25 protein-coding genes are annotated in these 26,114 nt (G+C 74.2%); 11 read left to right on the forward strand and 14 right to left on the reverse strand.

The genetic code is table 11. The features are described 5' to 3' along the window. Positions 1-18 precede the first annotated feature (18 nt). Positions 19-681 carry a hypothetical protein gene (locus ABKW28_RS00140; RefSeq protein ID WP_348605521.1) on the forward strand — a complete coding sequence of 221 codons (663 nt, stop codon included), beginning with the start codon at positions 19-21 and terminating at the stop codon, positions 679-681. A gap of 84 nt (positions 682-765) precedes the next feature. Here ABKW28_RS00140 and ABKW28_RS00145 read toward each other — a convergent pair whose 3' ends face one another. Further along, positions 766-1,995, reverse strand: a complete 1,230-nt coding sequence (locus ABKW28_RS00145) for an acyl-CoA dehydrogenase family protein (protein WP_348605522.1) — start codon at positions 1,993-1,995, stop codon at positions 766-768. 13 nt (positions 1,996-2,008) lie between these two features. Continuing rightward, entirely contained in the window at positions 2,009-3,385 is a 1,377-nt protein-coding gene (locus ABKW28_RS00150; RefSeq protein ID WP_193668855.1) for an acyl-CoA dehydrogenase family protein, read from the reverse strand. A gap of 113 nt (positions 3,386-3,498) precedes the next feature. Between ABKW28_RS00150 and def the strand changes: the two genes are divergently transcribed. Next, positions 3,499-4,086, forward strand: a complete 588-nt coding sequence (gene def, locus ABKW28_RS00155) for a peptide deformylase (protein ID WP_193668856.1) — start codon at positions 3,499-3,501, stop codon at positions 4,084-4,086. Between the two features lie 53 nt (positions 4,087-4,139). Here the strand turns inward: def and ABKW28_RS00160 are convergent, their stop codons facing one another. After that, positions 4,140-4,748, reverse strand: coding sequence for a hypothetical protein (locus tag ABKW28_RS00160; RefSeq protein WP_348605524.1), 609 nt, complete (start codon positions 4,746-4,748; stop codon positions 4,140-4,142). A gap of 29 nt (positions 4,749-4,777) precedes the next feature. On the opposite strand from ABKW28_RS00160, the gene ABKW28_RS00165 reads away from it, so the two are divergent. Next, positions 4,778-5,419 (forward strand): hypothetical protein, encoded by a 642-nt coding sequence (locus tag ABKW28_RS00165; RefSeq protein WP_348605526.1) that lies wholly within the window; start codon positions 4,778-4,780, stop codon positions 5,417-5,419. 3 nt (positions 5,420-5,422) lie between these two features. Here ABKW28_RS00165 and ABKW28_RS00170 read toward each other — a convergent pair whose 3' ends face one another. Beyond that, positions 5,423-6,226, reverse strand: a complete 804-nt coding sequence (locus ABKW28_RS00170) for an RNA methyltransferase (RefSeq protein ID WP_348605528.1) — start codon at positions 6,224-6,226, stop codon at positions 5,423-5,425. Position 6,227: 1 nt separating this feature from the next. After that, positions 6,228-7,532 carry a uroporphyrinogen-III C-methyltransferase gene (gene cobA, locus ABKW28_RS00175; protein WP_348605531.1) on the reverse strand — a complete coding sequence of 435 codons (1,305 nt, stop codon included), beginning with the start codon at positions 7,530-7,532 and terminating at the stop codon, positions 6,228-6,230. Between the two features lie 86 nt (positions 7,533-7,618). Here cobA and ABKW28_RS00180 point away from each other — a divergent pair, with 86 nt between their 5' ends. Then, complete coding sequence (locus tag ABKW28_RS00180) at positions 7,619-8,149, forward strand: YbhB/YbcL family Raf kinase inhibitor-like protein (RefSeq protein WP_341230654.1); 531 nt, start codon at positions 7,619-7,621, stop codon at positions 8,147-8,149. Between the two features lie 30 nt (positions 8,150-8,179). Here ABKW28_RS00180 and ABKW28_RS00185 read toward each other — a convergent pair whose 3' ends face one another. The 4 genes from ABKW28_RS00185 to ABKW28_RS00200 form a co-directional block, all read right to left on the reverse strand. Continuing rightward, on the reverse strand, positions 8,180-8,809 hold the full coding sequence (locus ABKW28_RS00185; RefSeq protein ID WP_348605532.1) for a CE1759 family FMN reductase: 630 nt from the start codon (positions 8,807-8,809) through the stop codon (positions 8,180-8,182). Continuing rightward, positions 8,806-9,894, reverse strand: a complete 1,089-nt coding sequence (locus ABKW28_RS00190; protein WP_341230656.1) for an LLM class flavin-dependent oxidoreductase — start codon at positions 9,892-9,894, stop codon at positions 8,806-8,808. The genes ABKW28_RS00185 and ABKW28_RS00190 overlap by 4 nt, the downstream gene beginning before the upstream one ends. A 77-nt stretch (positions 9,895-9,971) precedes the next feature. Beyond that, positions 9,972-10,637, reverse strand: coding sequence for a class F sortase (locus ABKW28_RS00195; RefSeq protein ID WP_348605533.1), 666 nt, complete (start codon positions 10,635-10,637; stop codon positions 9,972-9,974). Between the two features lie 95 nt (positions 10,638-10,732). Then, complete coding sequence (locus tag ABKW28_RS00200) at positions 10,733-11,884, reverse strand: PP2C family protein-serine/threonine phosphatase (RefSeq protein WP_348605534.1); 1,152 nt, start codon at positions 11,882-11,884, stop codon at positions 10,733-10,735. Positions 11,885-12,008: 124 nt separating this feature from the next. Here ABKW28_RS00200 and ABKW28_RS00205 point away from each other — a divergent pair, with 124 nt between their 5' ends. Genes ABKW28_RS00205 through ABKW28_RS00220 form a run of 4 tightly spaced genes read left to right on the forward strand, consistent with a single transcriptional unit; the run spans position 12,009 to position 15,812 of the window. Continuing rightward, a complete protein-coding gene (locus ABKW28_RS00205; RefSeq protein WP_348605536.1) occupies positions 12,009-13,508 on the forward strand; it encodes a catalase in 1,500 nt (499 codons plus the stop codon). 47 nt (positions 13,509-13,555) lie between these two features. Next, positions 13,556-14,407, forward strand: coding sequence for a glycerophosphodiester phosphodiesterase (locus ABKW28_RS00210; protein ID WP_193668865.1), 852 nt, complete (start codon positions 13,556-13,558; stop codon positions 14,405-14,407). 12 nt (positions 14,408-14,419) lie between these two features. Continuing rightward, the gene (locus ABKW28_RS00215; protein ID WP_193668866.1) at positions 14,420-15,400 is read left to right on the forward strand and encodes an alpha/beta hydrolase; all 981 of its coding nucleotides are present in this window, start codon (positions 14,420-14,422) and stop codon (positions 15,398-15,400) included. Positions 15,401-15,422: 22 nt separating this feature from the next. Next, positions 15,423-15,812 (forward strand): DUF4267 domain-containing protein, encoded by a 390-nt coding sequence (locus ABKW28_RS00220; RefSeq protein ID WP_193668867.1) that lies wholly within the window; start codon positions 15,423-15,425, stop codon positions 15,810-15,812. On the opposite strand, the gene ABKW28_RS00225 is transcribed toward ABKW28_RS00220, so the two are convergent. The 4 genes from ABKW28_RS00225 to ABKW28_RS00240 form a co-directional block, all read right to left on the reverse strand. Continuing rightward, a complete protein-coding gene (locus ABKW28_RS00225; protein ID WP_193668868.1) occupies positions 15,813-16,583 on the reverse strand; it encodes a sulfite exporter TauE/SafE family protein in 771 nt (256 codons plus the stop codon). Between the two features lie 10 nt (positions 16,584-16,593). Beyond that, complete coding sequence (locus ABKW28_RS00230; RefSeq protein ID WP_348605537.1) at positions 16,594-17,706, reverse strand: SPFH domain-containing protein; 1,113 nt, start codon at positions 17,704-17,706, stop codon at positions 16,594-16,596. Positions 17,707-17,766: 60 nt separating this feature from the next. Beyond that, positions 17,767-18,228 (reverse strand): NfeD family protein, encoded by a 462-nt coding sequence (locus tag ABKW28_RS00235; RefSeq protein WP_193668870.1) that lies wholly within the window; start codon positions 18,226-18,228, stop codon positions 17,767-17,769. A gap of 67 nt (positions 18,229-18,295) precedes the next feature. Next, positions 18,296-19,090, reverse strand: a complete 795-nt coding sequence (locus tag ABKW28_RS00240; RefSeq protein WP_193668871.1) for an ABC transporter ATP-binding protein — start codon at positions 19,088-19,090, stop codon at positions 18,296-18,298. A gap of 36 nt (positions 19,091-19,126) precedes the next feature. Here ABKW28_RS00240 and ABKW28_RS00245 point away from each other — a divergent pair, with 36 nt between their 5' ends. Beyond that, positions 19,127-19,903: a hypothetical protein gene (locus ABKW28_RS00245; protein ID WP_193668872.1), complete on the forward strand. Its 777-nt coding sequence runs from the start codon at positions 19,127-19,129 to the stop codon at positions 19,901-19,903. A 68-nt stretch (positions 19,904-19,971) separates the two neighbouring features. Next, on the forward strand, positions 19,972-22,302 hold the full coding sequence (gene secD, locus ABKW28_RS00250; RefSeq protein ID WP_193668873.1) for a protein translocase subunit SecD: 2,331 nt from the start codon (positions 19,972-19,974) through the stop codon (positions 22,300-22,302). 13 nt (positions 22,303-22,315) lie between these two features. Here secD and ABKW28_RS00255 read toward each other — a convergent pair whose 3' ends face one another. Then, positions 22,316-24,763 (reverse strand): zinc ribbon domain-containing protein, encoded by a 2,448-nt coding sequence (locus ABKW28_RS00255; protein ID WP_348605539.1) that lies wholly within the window; start codon positions 24,761-24,763, stop codon positions 22,316-22,318. Positions 24,764-24,870: 107 nt separating this feature from the next. Between ABKW28_RS00255 and serB the strand changes: the two genes are divergently transcribed. After that, positions 24,871-26,106, forward strand: a complete 1,236-nt coding sequence (serB, locus tag ABKW28_RS00260) for a phosphoserine phosphatase SerB (protein WP_193668875.1) — start codon at positions 24,871-24,873, stop codon at positions 26,104-26,106. Positions 26,107-26,114 lie beyond the last annotated feature (8 nt).

Genomic DNA, 26,114 nt, shown 5'->3' on the forward strand with positions numbered 1-26,114 from the left:
CTCCAGGAGGACACCGTCGTGCCCACCCCGCTCTCCAAGATCCCCGTGGTCGGTCCTGTCGCCGACGTGGCCACCGACCTGGTCACCGGCGTCGCCAAGCTGCCCGCTGCGGCGGCGGACAAGGCCGTGACCCAGGTCCGCTCGGGCGTCAGCCTGGGACGCCTGGCCGTCGAGGGCACCGCTCGTGGCCTGGTGCAGAAGGTCAGCGGGCGCGGTGCCCACGCGGCCCCGTCGGCTCCTCCGGCTCCTCCGGCTCCGGCCGCTGCTCCGGCCGCTGCTCCGGCCGCTGCTCCGGCCCCGGCCGCCCCCGCCGAGGACCCGGTCACCGACATCGACGCCGGTGCTGCCGACGTGCAGGTCGAGGCGACCCCGGCCGACGTCGCAGCAGCCAAGAAGCCGGCGAAGAAGACCCCGGCGAAGAAGGCCCCGGCCAAGAAGGCGCCCGCGAAGAAGGCCGCCGCCAAGAAGGCACCGGCAAAGAAGGCACCGGCGAAGAAGACCGCCGACCAGGTGCCGCTCAAGTCCGAGCCGACGCCGGCCTCGGCGGCTCCGCCGGTGCCCGAGGGCCCCGAGCAGCTCGGCCAGCTGGGTGACGACCGCACCGAGCCGCTGTTCGACGCCTCGACCGCCAAGCAGGTCGCGTCCGAGTCCGAGACCCTGCAGCAGGGCAGCGACGGCTGAGCCCAGCGGCCACGCCGCACGACGACGGCCCGGGACCCACCAGCGTGGGTCCCGGGCCGTCGTACGTCGTGAGGGTGCGGCGCGCTACTTCAGCTGCGCGCTGGTGAGCCCCAGGACCCGGCGGGCCACGATCAGCTGCTGGATCTGCTGGGTGCCCTCGAAGATGTCGAGGATCTTGGAGTCGCGCGACCACTTCTCGAGCAGCTCGGTCTCGCTGTAGCCCAGGGTGCCGGCCAGCTCGACGCACGAGAGCGTGATGTCGGAGCCGACGCGGCCTGCCTTCGCCTTGGCCATCGACGCCTCGAGCGAGTTGGGCTCGCGGTTGTCGGCCATCCAGGCGGCCTGCAGCGTCAGCAGCCGCGCGGCCTCCCAGTCGGCCTCCATCTGCAGGAACTTCGCCGCCGCCGCCGACTGCACCACCGCGGGCCGGTCGTAGTCGATGACGACCCCGGCCTGCTCCAGCAGGTCGCGGGTCAGGTCGAGGGAGGCCTTGGCGCAGCCGATGGCCATGGCGGCCACCAGCGGCCGGGTGTTGTCGAAGGTGGCCATCGCCCCGGCGAAGCCCTGCTTGACGTCGACCTCCGGGGTGCCGAGGAGGTTCTCCTTCGGCACCCGGCAGTCCTCGAAGATGATCGTGGCGGTGTCGGAGGCCTTGATGCCCAGCTTGTGCTCGAGGCGGTCGACACGCATGCCGGGGGTGCCCTTGGGCACCACGAACGACTTGATGGCCGCGCGGCCCAGGTCGCGGTCGAGGGTGGCCCACACGACGATGGCGTCGGCACGGTCACCGCTGGTGACGTAGATCTTCTCGCCGTTGATGACGTACTCGTCGCCGTCGAGGACCGCGGTGGTCGAGATGTTGGCCGAGTCCGAGCCGGTGCCCGGCTCGGTGATCGCCATCCCCGCCCACACGCCGTCGAAGCGCTCGGCCTGCTCGTCGTCGGCGACCGAGGCGATGGCGGAGTTGCCCAGGCCCTGGCGCGGCATCGAGAGCAGCAGGCCCACGTCGCCCCAGCACATCTCGGCGATTGACATCACCGAGGCCAGGTTGGCGCCGTTCTTCGAGCCGGCACCCTTCTCAGCACCCTTCTCAGCGGGCGTCTCGTCGCGGCGTACGCCGGCGGCGCCGGCACCCTCCGCGGCGCCCGACTCGGAGAGCCCGTCGATCATCGCGGCGAGCATGTCGAGCTCGGTGGGGTAGGCGTGCTCGGCCTTGTCGTACTTGCGCGAGATCGGGCGCAGCATGTTCATGGCGACCTGGTGGGCCTGGTCGCGCAGCGGGCGGAACTTCTTGGGGTCGTCCAGATTGATCATGGTGTGGTTGCCCTCAGACGAGGACGGCTCCTTCCATCACGCCGACGGCCCGCAGGTCGCGGTACCACCGCTCGACCGGGTGCTCCTTGACGAACCCGTGGCCGCCGAGCAGCTGCACGCCGTCGAGACCGATGCGCATGCCCTTCTCGGCGCACAGGCGGCGCGCCAGCGCCACCTCGCGGGCGACGTCCTTGCCGGCGGCGGCGCGGCCGGCGGCCTTGTAGGTGAGCAGGCGCATGGCCTGCAGCTCGATCGCGATGTCGGCGACCATGAACGCCACCGACTGGCGGTGGGCCACCGGCTCGCCGAACGCCTCGCGCTCCTTGACGTAGGGCGTGACGTAGTCGAGCACGGCCTGGCCGGTGCCCACGGCCAGGGCGCACCAGGCCAGCCGCGAGAGCCGCACGCACTCGGCGTACGTCGACCCGTCGGTCTCGCCGAGGACCGCGTCGGCGGGCAGCGTGACGCCCTCGAGACGCAGGCGGGCCATCGAGGCGGCCCGCACGCCCATGCCGGGGTCGGACTCCACGCTCAGGCCCGGGGTGGAGGACTCCACCAGGAACAGCACCGGGCTGCCCTCCAGGTCGGCGCCGACGACGAACAGCTCGGCGTCGGCGGCGCGCACGACGGCGCTCTTGAGGCCGTCGAGGACGAACCCGTCGGGGGTGCGGCGGGCGGTGGTGCTCGGCGCCAGGGCGTCGAAGAGCACGGTGGGCTCGCTGAGGGCCAGCGCGGCGGCGGGCACCTCGTCGCCGGTGAAGGCGGGCAGGTAGGTCTGCTGCTGGGCCTCGGTGCCCCACAGGCCCAGGGCGGTGGCGACCGCGCCGGGCGCGAGGGTGGCCACGGCCAGGCCCATGTCGCCGCGGGCGAGCGCCTCGGCCACCAGGGTGCCGGCCACGGCCGAGCGCTCCTCGGAGATGCCGCCGAGCGCCTCGGGCACGCCCAGGATCGGCAGTCCGATCTCGAGGCTGGCCTTGAGCACCGGCTCGGGCGCGGCGCAGGTCTCGTCGGCCTCGGTCGCGGCGGGGCGCACCACCTCGTCGGCGAACTCGGTGACCACGTCGACGAGCATCTGCTCGTCCTCGCCGGGCGTCAGGTCGAAGACGCCCTTCGGCGCGGTGCTGGGCACCCGGACCCCGGGCTGCTGGCGGCTGCCGGCCCGGGTGAAGGCGCGGTTGGCGCGGGTGGCGGCCTGGAAGCCGGTGCGCGTCGCGGTGTAGACCGCCTGCTCGGCCTGCTTGCGCAGCCCGACGCGGTCGAGGAGGTCGCTCTGGGCGAGCTTGCCGAGGGCGGCCACGGCGTAGCCGATCGGGTCGCGCACCTCGGTGCCGGCCAAGCCGTGCCTTCCCCCGGGGCGCAACCGCGCCGGGAGGCTCTTGGTGAGGTCCATGACGCTAATGTAACTGTGAGTTACACATTGCGCTACAGACGATCCGGGTGGTCCGGGTCACAGCCGCCGGCCGGGTTGGGCCGCCGGGGTGCTGCCCTCCTAGGATCGCGGGCATGCCCGAGCAGCCTGAGCACGCGCCGTACGGTCCCCTCCCCGAGGGCGGCACGGTCCGCCCGGTCACCCGGTGGGGCACCCCGGTGATGCACCGTCCGCAGGAGCCGGTGACGGCGTACGACGACGAGCTGCGCACGCTGGTCGCCGACATGGTCGCGACCATGTACGCCGCCGACGGCGTCGGGCTGGCCGCCTGCCAGATCGGCGTCGACCGGGCGGTCTTCGTCTTCGACTGCCCCGACGAGTCGGGCGAGCGCACCGTCGGCGTCGTGTGCAACCCCGAGCTCGAGCTGCCCGAGGGCAAGGAGCGCCAGCTCGACGACTCCGACGAGGGCTGCCTGTCCTACCCCGGCGCGTTCGTGCCCTGCGCCCGGCCCGACACCGCCACCGTCACCGGCACCGGCCTCGACGGCCAGCCGGTCACCTTCACCGGCGACGGCCTGCTGGCCCGCTGCCTGCAGCACGAGACCGACCACACCCGGGGCACCGTCTTCGGCGACCGCCTGCCCACCAAGCAGCGCAAGAAGCTCGCCAAGGAGCACGACAAGCTGGTCGAGGAGTACCCCGAGGGCTGGCCGGCCGACTGAGGTCGCGGGCGCCTGCCGGAGTCCCCGGTCAGTCGGGGACTCCGGCACCGGCCCTAGGCACCCCGGGCGGGGAAGGCGGTCCCGCCACCGGCGGCCAGCGCCCCGGCGACGATCTCGAGGTGCTGCTCGCGCAGGTCGTCGGGCAGCGGCGGGAGCACGTCGTCCCAGAAGGCCAGCATCGCGCCGCGGCCCTGCATCATCCCGGCGGGGCGGGCCAGCGCCCACAGGTGGAAGTGCTCGGAGCCGTCGCCCCAGCGGGCGAGGTGGGTGCGCGCGACGCCGGGCACGGCCTTGACGGCGTTGCTGACGCGCTGGAGCAGCGGCCCGAGCGTGGCCAGGAGGTCGAGGGGCGCGTCGTCGAGGACCACGTGCTCGCGAGGCGCGACCCCGCCCACGAAGGGCAGGCCGAAGGGTGTGAACCCCGACCGCACCTGCCACAGGTCGTCGTGCCAGATGGTGTGCTCGGAGGGTCGGCAGTGCCCGCACTCGCTGCGCTCGAGGGTACCGGCGCGCGGCGCCTCCGGCACCAGCATCGGCTCCAGGGGGCGCAGGGTGACGTCCTCGAAGCAGGAGAGCCGGTCCTCGACGAGCGGCTTGCCCGAGAGCCGCTCTCCGATGGGCAGGGTGCGGTGGTACGGCGAGTCGGCCGGCTGCTGGTCCATGGGCCGACGGTAGCCACTAGTCTCCCCGGATGCTGACATCCTCTCGGGCAGCTGGCGGCCTCGGCTCCGCGCTCGTGCTCGCCTCCCTCCTGACCGGCTGCACCGGCGACGGTGGCGGCTCCCCCACCTCCTCGCCCACGGCGACCGTCACCGCGACCGTCACCGCGACGGCGGACCCTGCCGAGGAGCAGGAGGCCGTCCAGCTCGAGGCGGCGTCGAGCGGGACCACCTGCTACGACCGGCCCTACCCGGACCTCGCCTGGTTCGACGTCACCTACGAGGCTGCCCGCGACGTCTCCTCCATCGACTTCTCCGTCGTCGACGCCGACGGCCTCGCCCAGGTCGGCTCCACCATCAACCTCCCGCCGGTCAACTACGGGGGCACCATCGCCTTCGGGGGCGAGCTCGCGTGGCCACCCGGCGACCTGGTCCGGGACGCCAGGCAGATCTCCTGGGCCGCGCGTTCCCGCGCGAGCTCCCTGAGCCTGGCCGAGGGGCAGACCGGGCTGCTGATGTTCCACCTGCGTCTCGACCGGTCCGTGCTCGACGGCGACCGGACCGCTCGGCTCGGCGGGATCCGGGCGACGTGGAGGGAGTCGGACGGGACGAAGGGCGTGGGCGAGCTGCCGGTGGAGCAGGAGATCTCGTTCCGGCCGGCCGACTGCCGGTGAGCCTCAGCGGCGCGCGGTGACGTAGCAGGCCACCGCCGAGGCGGCCGCGACGTTGAGGGAGTCGATGCCCTCGTGCATCGGGATGATCGCGCGCCGGTCGGCGCTGTCCTGCCAGCGCTCCGAGAGCCCGTGGCCCTCCGAGCCCAGCACCAGGGCGACCCGGTCGAGCCCGGCGACGGCGTCCTCGACCGGCACCGCGTCGTCGGCGAGGGTGAGCGCCACCGTGGTGAACCCGCGCGCCGACAGGGCCGGCAGCGCGTCGTACCACTCGGGCAGGCGGGTCCAGGGCAGCGTGAAGACGGCCCCCATCGAGACCTTGATGGCACGCCGGTAGAGCGGGTCGGCGCAGCGCGGCGCCAGCAGGGCGGCGTCGAAGCCGAGGGCGGCGCCGCTGCGCAGGATCGCGCCGACGTTCGTGTGGTCGACGATGTCCTCGAGCACCAGCACCGAGCGCGCCCCAGCCAGGACGTCCTCGACCGGCGCGAGCGGGCGGCGCTCGAGCGAGGCCAGCGCCCCGCGGTGCACGTGGAAGCCGGTCACCTGCTCGGCCAGGTCCTCGCTCAGCACGAAGCAGGGGGCCTCCGAGCGCTCGAGCACGTCGGCGAGCCCGTCGAGCCAGCGCGGTGCCATCAGGAACGAGCGGGCGTCGTAGCCCGACTCCACGGCCCGGCGCACCACCTTCTCGCCCTCGGCCAGGAAGAGGCCGTGCTCGGCCTCCAGGTCCTTGCGCAGCTGTACGTCGCGCAGGTCGCGGTAGTCGCGCAGCCGCGGGTCGTCGGGGTCGCTGATCTCGACCAGCTCGGCCACGTCACTCCTCCACGAAGTCGCCCGGCCGCACCGTCACCGGTTCGGCGTAGTGGCCCGGTCGGGCCACGGCGACCACGTCGCCGACGACGATGATCGCAGGCGCCCGCACCCCCTCCTGCACGATGTCGTGCGCCAGCTCGCCGAGGGTGCTCAGCACCGTGTGCTCCTCGGGCATGGTGCCCTCGACGACCACCGCCACCGGGGTGGAGGCGCGCCGGCCGCCGGCCATCAGCGACTCGGCGATCAGCGGGGCGTTCTGCACCGCCATCAGCAGCACGATGGTGCCGCGCATCCGCGCGAGCGCCCCCCAGTCGACCAGCGACTGCGGGTGGCCCGGCGGGACGTGACCGGTCACGACGGTGAACTCGTGGGCGACCCCGCGGTGCGTGACCGGGATGCCCACCCCGGCGGGCACCGAGATCGCCGACGTCAGCCCCGGCACGACGCTGACCGGCACGCCCGCGGCGCGGCAGGCCAGGATCTCCTCGAAGCCGCGGCCGAAGACGAAGTTGTCGCCGCCCTTGAAGCGCACCACCCGCTTGCCCTCGAGCGCACGGTCGACGATGACCTGGTTGATGGACTCCTGGGTGGCCTGGCGCCCGCGCGGCAGCTTCGCGACGTCGACCAGCTCGACGTGGGCGGGCAGCTCGTCGAGCAGCTCACGGGGGGCCAGCCGGTCGGCCACGACCACGTCGGCGCCGGCCAGGGCGTGCCGGGCCGCCACGGTGGCCAGCTCCGGGGCCCCGGGCCCGCCACCGACCAGCACGACACCGGCGGTGCGCTGGTGCGCGTCGCGCACGGTCAGCCGGCCGTCGCGCAGCGCCGTCATCACCTCGTCGCGCACGGCCGCGGAGCGCCGGGGCTCACGGTTGGCCAGCACCGCCACCGTGACGCCGTCGTGGCGGCCGACCGCGGGCGTCCAGGCGCTGGCCTCGCGGGCGTCGTCGGCGCGGGTGCAGAAGACCCGCTGCGCCTCGGCCTCGGCCAGCACCGCGGCGTTGACCTCGGCGTCGTCGGTGGCCGCGACGACGTACCAGGACCCGTCGACGTCGCGGGGCTCGAAGCGTCGCTGCTCCCACCTCAGCTCCGCGCCGAGGCCCTCGATCGCGGGGGTGACCTGGGGAGCCACCACCACCACGTCGGCACCGGCGGCGATCAGGGCCGGCACCCGGCGCTGGGCAACCTGTCCCCCGCCGACGACCAGCACCCTGCGACCGGCCAGCCGCAGCCCCACCGGGTACGGCGGGGCCTCGGTGGCGGCGCGACGGGTCGCGTCGGCGGTGGGGTCGTCGGGGAGTTCAGCCATGTCCCCATGCTGACCCGCGGCCCCGGCCCGGGGGTGCACTGACCGGGTGGTGGTCACTGCGCGGGCGCCGGGCTACGTTCGGCTACATGAGCAACCTCGAGCGTCCCGTTGCCCCCGATCCCTACGACCTCCTGCCCCCGGTGCCGTCCTTCGACGTGACCAGCACCGACGTCAGCCAGGGTGAGCCGCTCGCCGACGCCCAGGTCGGCGACGGCGGGAACACCTCGCCGCAGCTGTCGTGGAGCGGCGCCCCGGACGGCACCAAGAGCTTCACCGTGACCTGCTTCGACCCCGACGCGCCGACCCCCAGCGGCTTCTGGCACTGGGTGCTGGTCGACCTGCCCGCCGAGACCACCGAGCTGCCCGCCGGCATCGGCTCCGAGGGGGCGGACCTGCCCGGGCAGGCGTTCATGTGCCGCAACGACACCGGCTCGAAGGCCTTCGCCGGTGCCGCCCCGCCGCCGGGCGACATGCCGCACCGCTACTTCTTCGTCGTGCACGCCGTGACCGAGGAGACGCTGGGCGTCGACTCCGACGCCACCCCCGCGGTGGTCTCGTTCAACCTCGCCTTCAAGACCGCCGGTCGGGCGGTCCTGCACGGCACCTACCAGCACTGAGCCCGCACTGAGCCTGCACTCAGCCGGGCCTCAGCCCGTCGGCCCCGCGCCCGCCCGGCGCAACAGCTCCTCGAAGGGCGTGGGGTCGGCGAGCCGCTCGTCCACGGTGGGCCGGGGCCGGGTGGCTGCCGGGCCGCCCAGCAGCGCGACCAGCTCGCCGGCGGCGCGCTCCACCCGGTCGTCCAGGCCCGCGTCGCCGAAGTCGTCGGTCGCGGCGAAGACACCGGTCGGCGCCACGACCGCGCGCAGGTGCGCGAAGAGCGGGCGCAACGCGTGGTCGAGCACCATCGAGTGCCGAGGCGTCCCTCCGGTCGCCGCGACCACGACGGGCGTCCCGTCCAGCGCGTCCCGGTCGAGCACGTCCACGAAGGTCTTGAAGAGCCCGCTGTAGGAGGCCGCGTAGACCGGGGTGACCGCGACCAGCGCGTCGGCGTCGCGCACCGACTCCAGCGCCGCCGCGAGCTCCTCCCCCGCGAACCCGGTGGTCAGCCGGTCGGCCAGCGGGTGCGCGAGCCGGCGCAGCTCCACGCGCTCGACCTCGACCCCGCCCTCGGCCCCGCCGCCGAGGCGGCGTACGACGGCGGCGGCGAGGCGGTCGGCGAGCAGCGTCGTCGACGACGGCACGCCCAGGCCGGCGCTGAGCACCACCAGCCTCGTCATGCGGTCACCTCCTGGTCGGCACGGGCCGCGACGAGCGCGGCGTGGGTCGGGGCGTCGGGCACGTGCGCGGGGCGACCCTCGGCGAAGCCGGCCCGCAGGTCGGGCAGGATCTCGCCGAGCAGGTCGAGCTGCTCGAGGACGGTCTTCAGCGGCAGTCCCGCGTGGTCGACGAGGAACAGCTGGCGCTGGTAGTCGCCCACGTGCTCGCGGAAGCCGAGGGTCCGCTCGAGCACCTGCTGCGGCGACCCGACGGTCAGCGGCGTCTGCGAGGTGAAGTCCTCCAGGGACGGGCCGTGCCCGTAGACCGGCGCGTTGTCGAAGTAGGGCCGGAACTCCCGCACCGCGGCCTGGCTGTCCTTGCGCATGAAGAACTGCCCGCCCAGGCCGACGTAGGCCTGGTCGGCACGGCCGTGCCCGTAGTGCTCGAACCGCTCGCGGTAGAGGCGCACCATCTGGGCGGCGTGCGCGGGCGGCCAGAAGATGTGGTTGTGGAAGAACCCGTCGCCGTAGTAGGCCGCCTGCTCGGCGATCTCGGGGCTGCGGATCGAGCCGTGCCACACGAACGGCGCCACGCCGTCGAGCGGTCGCGGGGTCGCGGTGAAGCCCTGCAGCGGCGTGCGGAAGCGTCCCTGCCAGTCCACGACGTCCTCGCGCCAGAGCCGGTGCAGCAGCGCGTAGTTCTCGACCGCCAGGTTGATGCCCTCCCGGATGTCCTTGCCGAACCACGGGTAGACCGGGCCGGTGTTGCCGCGGCCCATCATCAGGTCGACGCGACCCCCGGTGAGGTGCTGCAGCGTGGCGTAGTCCTCCGCGATGCGCACCGGGTCGGTGGTGGTGATCAGCGTCGTGGCGGTCGAGAGCAGGATGCGTCGGGTCTGGGCGCCGATCCAGGCCAGCGTGGTCGTCGGCGCCGACGCCACGAAGGGCGGGTTGTGGTGCTGGCCGACCGCGACGACGTCGAGGCCGATCTCCTCGGCCTTGAGCGCGATGGCGACCTGGGCGCGGATCCGCTCGTGCTCGGTGGGGGTGCGGCCGGTGGTGGGGTCGGTGGTCACGTCCCCGACGCTGAAGATCCCGAGCTGCATGGTGCTGACGCCTCCGAAGATGGTTGAAATGCGAACTGTCCGGTCAACGACGGGGTCGAGCCGGATGTTCCCCCGGCTCAGGCACCGGCCTCGACCGGCTCTGCGACCACGACCACGTTGCTGCGGTAGGCGCGTCCGTCCCAGTCCTCGCAGGTCAGCACGACGAGCCGTCCGGCGACCTCCTGGCTGAAGAGGCGGCCCGCGTCGCGGGCGATCCGGCCCTTGTCGTAGACCCGCACGCTGCGCACCTCGTAGTCCAGGTCGGCGCCGTCCGCACGCACCGTCATCCGGTCGCCCGCCTCGAGGGTCTCGAGGTCGTCGAGGGCTCCCCCGCCGCCGTGCACGGTGTGGCCCACGACCAGGGCGCTGCCGGTGGTCGCGCCCGGGCGGGCGCCCTGCGACCACCAGCCCAGCCGCTGGGGGTCCCGGGGTGGCACGAGCACCCGGCCCGGCGCCTGCACGGCCAGCACCGGGGCGTCCACGCCGAGGGCGGGGATCCGCAGGCGGTCCGGGTCGGCGCGACGGGTCTCGGCGTACGTCGCCTCCTGCGTGGTGTCGACCCCGGCCGCCACCGCGTCCTCGGAGGCCGTCGCGTCGGCCCGCGCGGAGGTCGGGGGCCGCGGCACCTCGTCACCCGGCCGGGTCGCGACGAGGGCCACCAGCACCACCAGGAGGCCCAACGCGGCGGCTGCTGCGACGCCGAGGACCCGTCGTCGGTGGTGGTCCATCGAGAGGGGCGGCACGTCCTCCACCCTGCCCGACGCCACCCCCGGCCCACACCCACCCCTGCCGGTCCGGGCCGGGTCAGCGCGAAGTTCGGGCCGGGTCAGCGCGAAGTTCAGGCCGGGTCGGGGGTGGGCAGGCGGTGCAGCACCAGGACGGCGCGGTCGTCGTCGCCGCGGGCGACACGGCGCAGCACGCGCCGCGGCAGTCCAGCCAGGCCGGTGGGTCCGGCGGGCCCGGTCGGCCCCGTCAGCTCGGTGGCGGTGCTGCGCAGCCACTCGATGCCCGCGTCGATGTCCTGGCCGGGGCGCTCGACGACACCGTCGGTGTAGAACATCAGGGCGTCCCCGGGCTCCAGCCGGCCGCGGCTCGGCTCCGCCTCGGCCTGCACGGTGACACCGAGCGCGGTGCCCCGGGCGGTGTCGACGCGCCAGCCGCCGTCGGCGCGGTCGAGCCTGAGCACCGGCGGGTGCCCGGCGCTGAGCACCTCGTAGTCGCCGCTGCACAGGTCGAGGCGCACGTGCACGGCGGTGGCGAACGCCTCGTCGGACTCCTGGCGCAGCAGGAAGTCGTTGGCCGCGGCCACCAGCCGGCGTGGCGGCACCGCGCCCAGCAGGCCGCCGAGCGCGCCCGCGAACTGGAGCGCGGCGGTGCCGGCGGCCACGCCCTTGCCCACCACGTCGACCAGGATCATCTCCAGGCACCGGGCCTCCTCGTCGAGGCGGGCGACCAGGAAGTCGCCGGCGTAGCCCACCGAGTCGGCGGCCAGCATCGCGCTCTCGCTGCTCCAGCCCGCCGGGAGGGGCGGCACGACGCCCTGGCGCTGGAGCCGGTCGCGCAGGTCGGAGAGGACGGACTCGCCGAGCAGGGTCGGCAGGCCGCTGCGCTGCCGGCTCGACTGCAGCAGGACCAGGGCAGCGGCGACCACCAGGGTGATGGTGGCGGTGACCCGGGCGGCGTCGAGCTCCTGGGGGCCGACGGCGTCGGCCACCGCGACCGCGACGGTGCCCACGACTCCCCAGGTGGTGACCAGGACCAGCGGACGGAAGCGCAGCAGCAGCATCCCGACGAGGAGCCACACGAACACCGGCCCCACCGGCGCCAGCCAGTAGGCGAAGGACGAGACCACCAGGGTCAGGGTGAGCAGCACGAGCAGCACCACGGCCACGTAGCGCTGGCTGGCCGGGCTCCCCGAGCGCCATCCGTCGACCCGGTCCTGCACGTAGCGCACGACCTGCGTCCACATCTGCGCCGGCCTCGAGGTCACCGGCCGAAGACTAGGCCGTGCCGGCCCTCCGCGACCCGGACACACCCGAAGGAGAGTTTTCTTGACCGGATCAAGAAAGAGCGGCAGGGTGGTGGGTGATCCACGACCCCCAGGAGGGACCTCGATGACCCAGCACCACGGCTCCACCGCCGGCAACGGCGCCCCCGCCCCGAGCGACCGCAACAGCCTCACCGTCGGCCCCGACGGCCCGATCCTGCTGCACGACCACCACTTCATCGAGCAGATGGCCCACTTCAACCGTGAGCGGGTGCCCGAGCGCAACGTGCACGCGAAGGGCTCCGGCGCGTTCGGCACCCTCGAGATCACCGGCGACATCTCGCAGTACACCAAGGCCGCCGTGCTGCAGCCGGGTGCGCGGACCGACATGCTCGCCCGCTTCTCGACCGTCGCCGGCGAGATGGGCTCCCCCGACACCTGGCGCGACCCGCGCGGCTTCTCGCTGAAGTTCTACACCTCCGAGGGCAACTGGGACCTGGTCGGCAACAACACGCCGGTCTTCTTCGTGCGCGACACGATGAAGTTCCCGCACTTCATCCGCAGCCAGAAGCGGCGCGGCGCCAACGGCCTGCGCGACAACGACATGCAGTGGGACTTCTGGACGCTGAACCCCGAGTCGGCCCACCAGGTGACCTGGTTGATGGGCGACCGCGGCATCCCGAAGACGTGGCGGCACATGAACGGCTACGGCAGCCACACCTACATGCTCTACAACGAGGCCGGGGAGAAGTCGTGGGTGAAGTTCCACTTCATCTCCGACCAGGGCGTGGAGTGCCTGACCCAGGAGGACGCCAACCGGATCGCCGGCGAGGACTCCGACTTCCACCGCCGCGACCTCTTCGACACCATCGAGGCCGGCGAGCACCCCAGCTGGACCCTCAAGGTGCAGGTGATGCCCTACGAGGACGCCAAGACCTACCGGTTCAACCCCTTCGACCTGACCAAGGTGTGGCCGCACGGCGACTACCCGCTCATCGAGGTCGGCAGGATGACCCTGCACACCAACCCCGAGAACCACTTCGCGCAGATCGAGCAGGCCGCCTTCGAGCCCTCCGCGATCGTGCCGGGCATCGGCTTCTCGCCCGACAAGATGCTGCTCGGCCGGGTCTTCGCCTACGCCGACACCCACCGCTACCGGATCGGGCCGAACTACCAGCAGCTGCCGGTCAACCGGCACCGTGTCGAGGGCGCCTACACCTACCAGTTCGACGGGCCGATGGCCTACGACCACACCGGCGATCGGTCGAAGTACGCCCCGAACTCCTACGACGACCCCTTCTCCGACCTGACCGGGCCGGCCGAGGACGGCTGGGAGACCGACGGCGCCATGGTCCGCGAGGCGTACACGCTGCGCCCCGAGGACGACGACTTCGGCCAGGCGCGCACGATGGTCAACGAGGTCTGGGACGACGCGGCCCGCGAGCGGTTCGTCTCCAACGTCGCCGGCCACCTGGCGGGCGGCGTCAGCGAGCCGGTGCTCGAGCGTGCCTTCGAGTACTGGCGCAACGTCGACGAGCAGATCGGCAAGCGCATCGAGGACGCCGTGCGGGCCGGCCAGCACGGCGACCCCGCGCCGCACCCCACCGAGGCGCTCGAGACGGTCTGAGCCCGTCCGCGACGCACGGGGCGCCACTGTCCGTAGAGTGGCGCCCCGTGCGTGCCAAGGAGCCGGTGCTGGTCAGTGCCCACCGTTGCGGCGCCGGTGGCGACCGGGCGCTCGAGAACACCCGGGTCGCCCTCGAGAACGCGCTGGACCTCGACGTCGACTTCGTGGAGTTCGACGTGCAGCGCTGCGCCGACGGCGTCCTGGTGCTCTACCACGACGACTGGATGTGGGTGGAGGAGCGGCGGGTGCCCCTGGCCGCGCTGAGCTTCGAGGAGTTCTCGTCGCGGGCGCCGCACTTCCTGCGCTACGAGGAGGTGCTGGACGCCCTGGCCGGGGTCACCCGGGCCCACATCGACCTGAAGTTCACCTCGCCCGCCAGCCTGTACGCCGAGCCCGCCGCCACGTGGGAGGTGCAGGCCGCCCGGCGGGCGGTGCAGGTGCTGGGCGCCGACCAGGTCATCGTCACCACCCTGGAGGACAAGGCCGTGCGGGCGGTCCGCGACTGGTCGGACGCCGAGGGCCACGACCTGCTGGTGGGCCTGTCGCTGGGGCGCAGCGTGCGGGGGCTCCCCTGGCACCGCCAGGCGCGGATCCGCGCCTCCGAGCTGCTCCCCCGACTGCGCTACACCGAGTCCCGGGCCAACCTGGTGGTCGCCAAGCACACCCTGGCCCGCTTCGGCGTCGCGGCCTTCGCCCGGCGCCGCGGCCTGCCGCTGCTGGTGTGGACCGTCGACACCGAGGACTCGCTGCGCTACTGGATGCGACCGGGCCGGGCCTGGCTGGTCACCAGCAACGAGCCGGCGCTGGCCCTGACCGCCCGCGACGGCTACCCCCGCCACCGCAGCGGGCGCACCCCCCGGCCCCCACGGGCCCCGCGCACCCGGCGCCAGCCGGACTGAGAGGCTTCAGCCATGCCGCACGACCCCGTCGAGGCCGTCACCGACGTGCTGGGCGAGCCCTGGCTCGCCGAGACCATCGAGCTCGGCGAGGACCACGAGGGCCCCCTCGTCGCCACCCTGGTCAGCCACCGCACCCCCCGGCCCTCGCGACGTGCGGTGCTCTACGTGCACGGCTTCGCCGACTACTTCTTCCAGACCGAGTTCGCCCAGTGGTGGCTCGAGCGCGGCTACGACTTCTACGCCCTCGACCTGCGCAAGTACGGCCGCTCCATCCGGCCCGGGCAGACCCCGACGTACGTCACCGACCTGGCCGACTACGACGCCGAGCTCGACGTCGCCTGGCAGCGCATCACCGAGCGCGACGGCCACGAGCAGGTCGTGGTGGCCGCCCACTCCACCGGCGGCCTGGTCACGCCCCTGTGGCTCGACCGGCGCCGCCCCTCCCAGCTGGCCGGGGTGGTGCTCAACTCGCCGTGGCTCGACCTTCAGGGCAGCGTGCTGCTGCGCACCCTGGGCACCGCGGTGATCAAGCAGCTCGGCGCGCGCCAGCCGATGCGCGAGATCCGCCGCGACGTCTCGGGGCTCTACGGCCGCAGCCTGCACCGCGACCACGGCGGCGAGTGGGACTTCGACCTGACCTGGAAGCCCCTCGAGTCCTTCGCCGTGTACGTCGGGTGGTTGCGCGCGGTGCGCACCGGCCACGCGCGGCTGCAGCGCGGGCTCGACGTGGCGGCGCCGGTGCTGGTGCTCTCCTCGGACCGCTCGACGGTGCCCACCGAGATGGGCGACGACGTGCACACCGCCGACATCGTGCTGGAGGTGCCGCAGATCCGCCGCTGGGCCACGGCGCTGGGGGCGCACGTGACCTACGTGGCGGTGCCCGGGGCGCGGCACGACGTCGTGCTCTCCCGACCCGAGGCGCGCCAGCGGGCCTACGCCGAGCTCGAGCGCTGGCACCGCGCCTACGTGGGCGAGACGCCGCACCCGGGCTGAGGATCGCCGCTAGGGTCCGGGCATGAACCCCGTCACCGGACTCTCCCTCGGCCGGATCGCCATCGGCGCCGCCGCCCTCGCCCGGCCCGACCTCGTCACCCGGATGTTCGGCGTCGACGTGGCCGCCAACCCGCAGGCGGGGTTCGTGGCCCGGCTCTTCGGCTCGCGCGAGGTCGCCCTCGGCGTGGCCACGCTGGCGGCGTCCGGGCGCGGACGCACCGGCCTGGTGCTGCTGGGCGTGGGGGTCGACCTGGCCGACGCCGTGGCCGGCCACCTGGCCCCGCGCGAGCAGGGCCTCGAGGTCCTCGACGCCCGCGTGATGAGCGGCGTCGCCTCCGGCGCCGTCCTCTCGGGGCTGATGGGCCTGCGCACCGGGCCCCGTGGCCGCGCGAGCGGCCCGGCGCCCGACTAGTCAGCCGAGCACCAGCACCACGAAGGCGGTGGTGCCGACCGCGACGATCACCGCGCGCAGCAGCAGCGGCGGCAGCCGCCGCCCCAGGTGGGCACCCAGCTGGCCGCCGACGACCGCGCCGACCGCGATCACCGCGACGATGCGCCAGTCGACGTCGGCCACGGCCACGAACACCACGGCCGCGACCCCGTTGACGATGCCGGCCAGCACGTTCTTGACGGCGTTGAGGCGCTGCAGGCCCTCCTCGACGCCGATCCCGAGCACCCCCATCAGCAGCACGCCCTGCGCGGCGCCGAAGTAGCCGCCGTACACGCCGGTGGCCAGCACGGCCGGCCACACCCAGGCGGCGCCGTCGCGCGCGGCGGCGCCGGGTCCGAGCGCGGCCCGGCGGGCCGCCACCCGGCGCGAGATGGCCGGTTGCACGACCACCAGCACCACGCCGAGCAGCACCAGCACCGGGACGATGGTGGCGAAGGCGCCCTCGGGCAGCACCAGCAGCAGCACCGCGCCGAGCAGGCCGCCCAGCAGCGAGGCCAGTCCCAGGCGCAGCACCCGGGCGCGCTGGCCCGCGAGCTCTCGGCGGTATCCCCAGGCCGCGGACAACGACCCCGGGACCAGGCCCACGTTGTTGGAGACGTTCGCCGTCACCGGTGGCACACCGAAGGCGAGCAGGGTCGGGAACGTGATCAGCGTGCCGGAGCCCACGACGGCGTTGATGGAACCGGCCGCGACCCCGGCGAGCAGGATCGCGGCCGTCTCGAGCAGGCTCACCAGCGGCCGGTCACTCCGAGCCGCCGCCCGGCGCGGGGTCGCTCTGCGCGGACTCGCTGCGGGCCCGGCCCGGGTTGGCGGCGCGCGCGGCCTCCTCGATGGCGGCCTGCACCGCGGCGTTGCTCGAGCCGCTGCTGCCGGCGGTCTCGGGGACCTTGGGCTCGCTGGGGCCCATGTCGACGCGCTTGAGCGGGCCCTCGACCTCCTGGGGGATGCCCTTGAGGTCGTTCATCGTCGAGCCGAGCCCCTCGAGGGCCTTGCCGATCTCGCTGGGCACGATCCAGACCTTGTTGGCGTCGCCCTCGGCGATCTTGGGCATCATCTGCAGGTACTGGTAGGCCAGCAGCGACTGGTCGGGACGGCCGTCGTGGATGGCCTGGAAGACGGTCTGGATGGCCTGGCCCTCACCCTGGGCGCGCAGGATCTGCGACTCCCGGTCGGCCTGGGCGCGCAGGATCTGCGACTCCCGGTCACCCTCGGCGGTCAGGATCGCCGACTGCTTCTGGCCCTCGGCGGTCAGGATCGCCGACTGGCGCTCGCCCTCGGCGGTGAGGATCAGCGCGCGCTTGTCGCGGTCGGCGCGCATCTGCTTCTCCATCGAGTCCTTGATGGAGGGCGGTGGGTCGATGCCCTTGAGCTCGACCCGGTTGACCCGGATGCCCCACTTGCCGGTGGCCTCGTCGAGCACCCCGCGCAGCCGCGTGTTGATCTCGTCGCGGCTGGTCAGCGTCTCCTCGAGGTCCATGCCACCGACGATGTTGCGCAGCGTGGTCATCGTCAGCTGCTCGACGGCCTGGATGTAGTTGGCGATCTCGTAGGTCGCGGCCACCGAGTCGGTGACCTGGAAGTAGATGACGGTGTCGATCGAGACCACCAGGTTGTCCTCGGTGATCACCGGCTGCGGCGGGAAGCTCACGACCTGCTCGCGCATGTCGATGACGTAGCGCACCTTGTCGATGAACGGGACCACGATGTTGAGGCCGGGCGAGAGGGTGGTCTTGTACTTGCCGAAGCGCTCGACGATCGCGGCGCGCGCCTGCGGCACGATCCGGATCGTCTTGGCCAGCACGACGGCGACGAACAGGAACAGCACCGCGGCCACGATGAGGATGGCGAGACCCATGAGTTCTCCTCGGGTGTTGGGACGTGCGGGGTGGTCGAGCGGGTGGTTCTGGCGGGTGGGTCAGGACTCGAGGCGCGGGACGGGGTGCACGTAGGCCGTGGCGCCGCGGATCTGCAGCACCTCGACGGTCTCGCCCGGCTCGATGGTGGTCATGGTGTCGTACGGCGCGGCGCTCCACTCCTCGCCCGCCAGGCGGACCCGGCCGACGTCGGTGGCGCTGATGCGCACGGTGACCTGGCCCTGGGTGCCCAGGAGGCGGTCGTGGCCCAGGGTGAGCTCGGGCCCGCCGTGCAGCCGGGTGATCAGGCGGGGGCGCAGCAGCGTCAGCGTCGCCAGGGAGGCCGCGGCGGCGGCGAGCAGCTGCAGGGCCAGCGGCAGGTCGAAGGCGCCGGCCACGGCGCCGGTCAGCGCCCCGACGGCGAGCATCATGAAGATCAGGTCGAGGCTGAACATCTCGACGACGCCCAGGGCGGCCGCGAGGCCGAGCCAGGCGACCCAGCTGTTGTCGCTCCACCACTCCATGACCTCACCCTACCCAGACGCCGGGGCGGGTCTTTACCTGACGCGGCAGCTGGGGACGAGCGGGGGATCAGTGGGCGCGGGTGCGGCGCCGGGCGGTCCAGCGCTCGTCCTCGTGGGTGACGTGCAGCGGCATCCCGAAGGTCGCCGAGAGCGCCGCCTCGGTGAGCACCTGGTCGAGCAGCCCGGCCTCGACCACGCGACCCTCGCGCAGCAGCAGCGCGTGGGTGAAGCCGGGCGGGATCTCCTCGACGTGGTGGGAGACCAGCACCGTGGCCGGCGAGTCGGGGTCGTAGGCCAGCATCGACAGCGTCGCGACCAGGTCCTCGCGACCGCCCAGGTCGAGACCGGCGGCCGGCTCGTCGAGCAGCAGCAGCTCGGGGTCGCTCATCAGGGAGCGGCAGATCTGCACCCGCTTGCGCTCCCCCTCCGAGAGGGTGCCGAAGGTCCGGTCGGCCAGGTGCAGCGCACCCAGCTCGCGCAGCAGCGACTCGGCCCGCTCGTGGTCGAGCTCGTCGTAGGCCTCGCGCCAGCGGCCCACGACGGCGTACGACGCGGAGACGACGAGGTCGCGCACCTTCTCACCGCGGGGGATCCGCTCGGCGAGCGCGGCGCTGGTCAGGCCGATGCGGGGGCGCAGCTCGAAGACGTCGACGGTGCCCAGCACCTCCTCGAGCACGCCCGCCACCCCGTCGGAGGGGTGGATCTGGGCGGAGGCCAGCTGCAGCAGCGTGGTCTTGCCCGCCCCGTTGGGGCCGAGCACGACCCAGCGCTCGTCCTCCTCGACGGTCCAGCTGACCCGGTCGAGCAGGGTGGCCTGGCCCCGGCGGACGGAGACGTCGGCGAACTCGAGGACTGCTGCCATGGCGTCACCCTAACCACCGGCGTACCCTCACCCGCCGTGACCTCACCCCTGCCCGCCGCCGCCCGCCTCGCCTGGTGGGGCACGTCGTGGCTGCGCGGGCACGTCGCCGCCGACCTGGTGGTCGACGCGGTCATCGACGACCAGGCCACGCACGCCGTGGCCGGGCTGGGCGCGATGGGCCTCGGCGGGGACGGCACCGAGACCCTGGTGGGCGGTCTGGCGCGGCTGCGGGTCGAGGGCGCCGACACGATCGGCGCCGCCTTCGGCGTGGAGGGCGACCCCGTCGGGCTGGGCGGTCCGCCCGCCTTCAACGCCGCCGCGCTGGAGGCGGGCGAGGCGGTGGTGGTCACCGGCGCCGCCATGCGCGCCCTGCCGGGTGCTCCGGCATCCGTGGGCCTGGTGCCCTGGGTCGTGGGTGCCGCGACCACGTGGGTCGCCGAGCCGGCCGGGCGCCGCCAGCTGCCCGACGTGGGCGAGGCCGACCGGGCCCTGCGCGCCGCCCTGCCGCAGACCGCCGACCTCCTGGCCGCCCTCGAGGTGGCGCGCTGGCGCCCCGAGGTGGCCGACCGGCTGATGGACCTGCGCCACCGCGACGGCCTCGACGCTCCCCCGGGAGTGCCGGCACGCTGCGTGGAGCTCGCCGCCCGGGGGCTGCAGGCCCTCGAGATCGCCGACCTGGCGCTCGAGGACGACGGCGGCGCCATCACCGCCGCCGAGGCCCAGGCGCGTGCGCAGGCGCTGCGTCCGCTCGCCCGGGCCGGGCGCCGGGCGCTGGTGGCGGCCTGCTCGCCAGAGGTGTGGCCGCCGGCCTGACCGGCCCCGCGGGGTGGTGCGCGGAGCCCGGTGTGTGACGTAAAGGACCGATGACGGACCATGTGCGCATGCGCAAGAGCTCGTGGTGGCGTTTCCTCGTCGCCGTCCTGGTCCTGGTCGGTGCCGCCCTGCTCACCCTGGGCTCCTCGCCCAAGCTGGGCCTGGACCTCTCCGGAGGCACCCAGATCACCCTGGAGGCGAGCTCGACCGACACCGTCGAGGCCAACGCCGAGAACACCGACCGTGCGGTGGAGGTGCTGCGCGGTCGCGTCGACGCCCTGGGCGTCACCGAGCCCACGCTGGTGCGCTCGGGCGAGAACCGGATCCTGATCGAGCTGCCCGGCGTCGAGGACCCCCGCGAGGCGGCGGAGGTCATCGGCCGCACCGCGCGCCTGACCTTCCACCCGGTGCTCGGCACCGACCCCAGCATCGTCGGCAACACCGGCGAGGAGCCCGAGGAGGGCTCGCAGCAGCCCGACACCGACAAGCAGGGCCGCTTCGCCACCACCGACGAGGACGGCTCCCCACTGGTGCTCGGCCCGGCCCAGCTCGAGGGCGACGACGTCTCCAGCGCCACCGCCGGCATCCAGGAGCAGGGCGTCCAGTGGGTCGTCGACGTCGAGTTCGCCAGCAAGGGCCAGGACGCCTGGGCCTCCCTGACCGGCGACGCCGCCTGCTTCCAGCAGGGCGACCCCCAGCGCCGCATCGCGATCGTCCTCGACAGCGAGGTGATCAGCTCCCCGCAGGTCCAGGACTCCACCTGCGACGTCGGCCAGCTCGGCGGGCGCACCCAGATCAGCGGCAGCTTCACCGAGTCCTCCGCGCAGAACCTGGCGCTGCTGATCGAGGGCGGCGCGCTGCCGCTGCCCGTCGAGATCATCTCCCAGCAGGTCGTCGGCCCCACGCTCGGCGACGAGGCCATCGACGCCTCCTTCCAGGCCGGCCTCATCGGCCTGCTGCTCACCGGCCTCTTCATCACCTTCGCCTACCGCCTCTCCGGCTTCCTGGCCGTGGTGGCACTGGGCTGCTACGCCCTCATCTCGTACGCCGTGCTGGTCGCGCTCGGCGCGACCCTGACGCTGCCGGGCCTCGCGGGCTTCGTGCTGGCCATCGGCATGGCGATCGACGCCAACGTGCTCGTCTTCGAGCGGGCCAAGGAGGAGAGCTCCGAGGAGAACGCGCCCCCGGCGAAGGCGATCTCCACCGGCTTCTCGAAGGCCTGGTCGGCCATCCTCGACTCCAACGTCACCACCCTGCTGGCCGGTGGCCTGCTCTTCTTCCTCGCCACCGGCCCCGTGCGCGGCTTCGGCGTCACGCTGACGATCGGCGTCGTGGCCTCGATGTTCTCGGCGATGGTCATCAGCCGGGTGCTGGTCGAGTTCGCCACCTCGCGCAAGGCCGTGCGCCGCCGCCCGGCGCTGACCGGCTTCGCGAAGACCGGCAAGGTCCACGACGTCCTGCTCGAGCGCAACCCCGACATCATGGGCCGCTCGCGGATCTGGCTGGCCACGTCCGCGGCCGTCGTGGTCGCCGCGCTGGCCGGCATCGGGCTCAACGGGCTCAACCTCGGCGTGGAGTTCACCGGCGGCCGCGTCCTCGACTTCACCACCTCGCAGGCCGCCGACGCCGGCGACGTCGAGACCGTGCGCGCCGACCTCGACGACGCCGGCTTCGACGACGCCGTGGTGCAGACCTCCGGTGACGGCGACCTGGTGGTCAAGGTCGGCGACGTCGACAACGACCAGGCGCAGGTCATCCGCGACACCGTCGCCGCCGCGGTGCCGGGCTCCGACCTCGAGTCCGACTCGCTGATCGGGCCGTCGCTGGGCGACGAGCTGCGCAACAAGGCGCTGATCGCGCTGGGCATCGCCCTGGCCGCCCAGATGCTCTACCTGGCGCTGCGCTTCCGCTGGGTCTTCGGCGCGTCGGCGGCGATCGCGATGCTCCACGACGTCTCGATCGTGATCGGTGTCTTCGCCTGGCTCGGCCGCCCGGTCGACGGGGTGTTCCTCGCCGCCGTGCTGACCGTCATCGGCCTCAGCGTCAACGACACCGTCGTCGTCTTCGACCGCGTGCGTGAGAAGTGGCGCGGCACCCGCGAGGGCGCCGTCACCTTCGCGGAGTCCTGCAACGAGGCCGTGCTGGCCACGGTGCCCCGCACGATCAACACCGGCCTGGGCACGATGTTCATCCTGGGCGCGCTCTTCGTGCTCGGTGGCGACTCGCTGACCGACTTCGCGCTCGCCCTGCTCATCGGCCTGGTCGTCGGCACCTACTCCTCGGTCTTCACCGCGACCCCGCTGGCGGTGCTGATGCACCGGGTCTGGCCCGTGGAGCCCCGCGAGCCGCGCTCCAAGAGGGTCGAGCGGGCCCCCGACGACAGCGGCGCCGTCATCTGAGCCTCCCCGCGGCTCACCTGAGCCGGGCCAGGTAGTGCCCGGCGTGGCGCAGGTCGCGCACGCGGCGCTCCCAGGTGGTGCCGACCCCGAGCAGCAGCGCGCCGGCCGCCGCCAGCAGGACCCACTGCGGCGTCGCTGCGGCGTACGGCGCCAGCTCGCGCAGCACCAGGAGCCCGCCGGCGACCGCCCCGACCAGCAGCGGCGCCTGCCAGCCCAGCCGGGCGCCACCCAGCACCAGGACCAGGCAGCCCAGGCCCAGCAGCAGGGCGCGCCACGAGACGGGGTCCTGGGCCAGCACCCACAGCAGGCTCGGCAGCACGGCCAGCACCAGCCCGGGCAGCAGGGTGGCCACCGAGCCCCGCTCGGGGGCGCGGCGCAGGGCACGCAGCCCGACGACGAGCAGCGCGAGCGCGGTGGGTGCGGTGTAGGCCTCCGGGGCCTCGACACCGATGGCGGCCAGGCGCACCCAGGTGGCGGCCGCGAGCAGCAGGCCACCGGCCCAGGCGAGCCGTCGACGGCGGTCGTCGGTGAGCGCCCGGGCCACCAGCAGCGCGCCCAGCAGGGTCAGGTGCAGCGCCGAGGAGACCGACCGGTCCCCCGCCGCCAGCACCCCGGCCACCGCCGGCCAGGGCACCACCAGCACGGTCGCCAGGTCGACCTCGGTACGTCGCGCCACCAGGGCCAGGACGCCCACGACCAGCACCGTCGCCGCGCCCCGGGAGGCCACGTCGACGCCGGCCAGCTCGCCGACCGCCCACAGGGCCGCCGCCCCCGCGACGGGCAGCGCCGCCCAGGCCTCCGCCCCACCCGGACGGCCCGCGAGGGCCCGGTAGCCGCAGGCGAGCACCACGAGACCCGCCGCGACGGCGGCCAGGGCCGCGCTGGGCAGGGCCACCACGCCGCCGGCGGCCCCGACCACGAGGCCCGACCAGACCGCACGCCGGCTCCCGAGCGCCACCAGGCCCGTCGCGGCGAGCGCGAGCGGCAGCACCACCGCCGCCAGGGGCGCCTCGAGCAGGGCGGCCGTGGCCAGCGCCGCGACGGCGAGCGCGGCGCCCACGGTGACGCCCGTGCGCCGCTGCCGGGCCGCCGGCGCCGCGCCCAGCGCCGCGACGCCCAGGGCGAGCACGGCCGGCACCAGCAGGCGGGCGTCCCAGGCGGTGGCGGGCGCGTCGACGCGCACGCCCACCGTGGCGTCGTACACCGCGGCGACGTCGAGCAGCGCCTCCAGCGCGACGGCGTGCAGCGACACGACCGCGACCAGCACCGGCAGCACGAACGCCAGGGCGACCCCGACCGGGACGACCCGTCGTCGAGGCAGGACGCGCGCGGTTCCCGCGGCCGCCAGGCCCCACACCGCGACGAGGGCACCGGTCGCGACCAGCACGGCGTCGGCACCCTCGTCGAGGGCCGGCAGCACGAGCACCAGGCTGCCCAGCGTCATCGCCACCACCTCGGGCAGCACGGCCACCGCGCCGCGGCGCACGAGGGGGTCGAGCAGCGGCAGCAGCGCGAGCGCGGCGGCCACCAGCAACCAGGTGACCCCGCCCTCCGCCCAGAGGCCGCGCAGGCTCAGGTCGGCGCCGTTGTCGGCCAGGGAGATCGCGAGCAGCACCAGCCAGGCCACGCAGCCCACCACGCCCGCGGCGACACGCAGCACCCCCAGCCGCGTGCGCGCGGCGAGCACGACGAGGGCCGCGGCGGCCACCACGCAGCCCGCCCAGACACCTGACGCGCTGGCGGCCCCGCCGTCGGCGGTGCGCTCCTCGACCACGGCCGCCAGGGAGCCGGCGAGGCCGAGGAGCGCCGCTGCGATGACCAGCTGGGCGACCACGGGCCGTGCCCCGGCGAGGCGCAGGTGCAGGGTGGACAGCGCGAGCCCGGCCGCGACGACCACCGCACCGAGGACGAGCCCCGACCCGCTGGTGCCGGGCTCGGGCGCCCAGCCCGACTGGCCGGCGCCCAGCACGTCGAGCACGACGAAGCCGAGGGTGACCGCGCAGAGCGCCTCCGCGGCCGCGACCAGGTCTCGACGCGACAGCAGCACCGAGGCGCCGCCGGCCGACACCGTCAGCACCAGCAGCACGGCGGTGCGCCCGGCAACGCCGAGCCACGACCAGGCGACCGCCAGGAACACCACGGCCGCGACCAGCAGGCAGGCGGCGCCCAGGGCCAGCAGCAGCTGCGGCACCGTGGCCTGGCCCAGACGTCGAGGCACCAGTCGTCGAGGCACCGGTCCTCGGCGGGTCCGGGGCACGGTCCCGGTCGCCGGCGCCCGGGTGGGTGCGTCGGCACGGGCCCGCAGCCGGACCACCAGCTCGTCGGCGTGGCGCAGCGTGGCCAGCAGCTCGTCGGCGAGCGGGTCACGCAGCGGCAGCCCGCAGCGCGGGCACGCGTCGGGCTCCGGCGGCAACACCGCCCCGCAGTCGGGGCACAGGTCGGGGCGCGCATAGCTGGGCATGGGTCCAGCACACCGCGCCCGGGGCGTCGCCGCCACGGTCGAAGGGCTCAACCGCCTGGGTACGGGTGCTCATCTCCCGTGCCGGCGGCGCTAGCCTCGTGCCTGCGATGAACCAGCCACTCCCGCCGCCGGACGGCGTACGCCCCGAGACGCTCCTGATCACCCTGACCGGTCGCGACCGCCCGGGCGTGACGTCCTCGGTCTTCGCGACCCTGGCGCGGGCCGGGGTGGAGGTCGTCGACCTCGAGCAGATCCGGTTGCGGCGCCGCCTGATCCTCGGCGTGCTGGTCACCGTGCCCCAGGACGCCGCCGGTCTGCAGCGGGCCGTGGAGGAGACCGCGGGCTCGCTCGACATGAGCGTCGAGATCGAGGCCGGCACGGGCGACACGCGGCCCCCGGCCCGGGGCGGCTCCCACGTGACCGTGCTCGGCACGCCCCTCACGGCCTCGGCGATGGCCGCGGTGGCCGGGCGGATCGCCGAGGCGGGGGCCAACATCGACCGCATCGAGCGGATGGCGCGCTACCCCGTGACCGCCTTCGACCTGCACGTCTCGGGCGCCGAGCCGGAGCGGCTGCGCGAGCTGTTGGCCCTCGAGGCCGCCAGCCAGGGCATCGACGTGGCGGTCCAGCCCGCCAACCTGCTGCGCCGCGGCATGCGGCTGATCGTGATGGACGTCGACTCCACGCTCATCCAGGGCGAGGTGATCGAGATGATCGCCGCCCACGCCGGCTGCGAGGCCGAGGTCGCCGAGGTCACCGAGCGCGCGATGCGCGGCGAGCTCGACTTCGAGGAGTCGCTGCGCTCGCGGGTGGCGCTGCTCGAGGGCGTGCCGGCCCGCGCGCTGCACGAGGTCTACGACGCCATCCAGCTCGCGCCGGGGGCGCGCACCATGGTGCGCACGCTGCGTCGCCTGGGCTACCGGTTCGCGATCGTCTCGGGCGGCTTCACCCAGATCACCGACCGGCTCGCCACCGAGCTCGGCATCCACTTCGCCCGGGCCAACGAGCTCGAGATCGTCGACGGCCACCTGACCGGGCGCATCGTCGGCGAGGTCGTCGACCGGGCCGGCAAGGCCCGGGCGCTGCGGGAGTTCGCCGACGAGATCGGTGTCGACGTCGCCTCCACCATCGCCATCGGCGACGGCGCCAACGACCTCGACATGCTCGCCGCCGCCGGGCTGGGCATCGCCTACAACGCCAAGCCCATGGTCCGCGACGCCGCCGACACCTCGGTCAACGTGCCCTACCTCGACGCGATCATCTACCTGCTCGGGATCAGCCGCGAGGAGGTCGAGGCCGCCGACCGCGCGGTGGGCATCACCACCCCCGCGCCGCCCCTCTGAGGTCCGCC

This window comes from Nocardioides sp. 31GB23 (assembly GCF_040012395.1).
Taxonomy (GTDB): Bacteria; Actinomycetota; Actinomycetes; order Propionibacteriales; family Nocardioidaceae; genus Nocardioides; species Nocardioides salarius.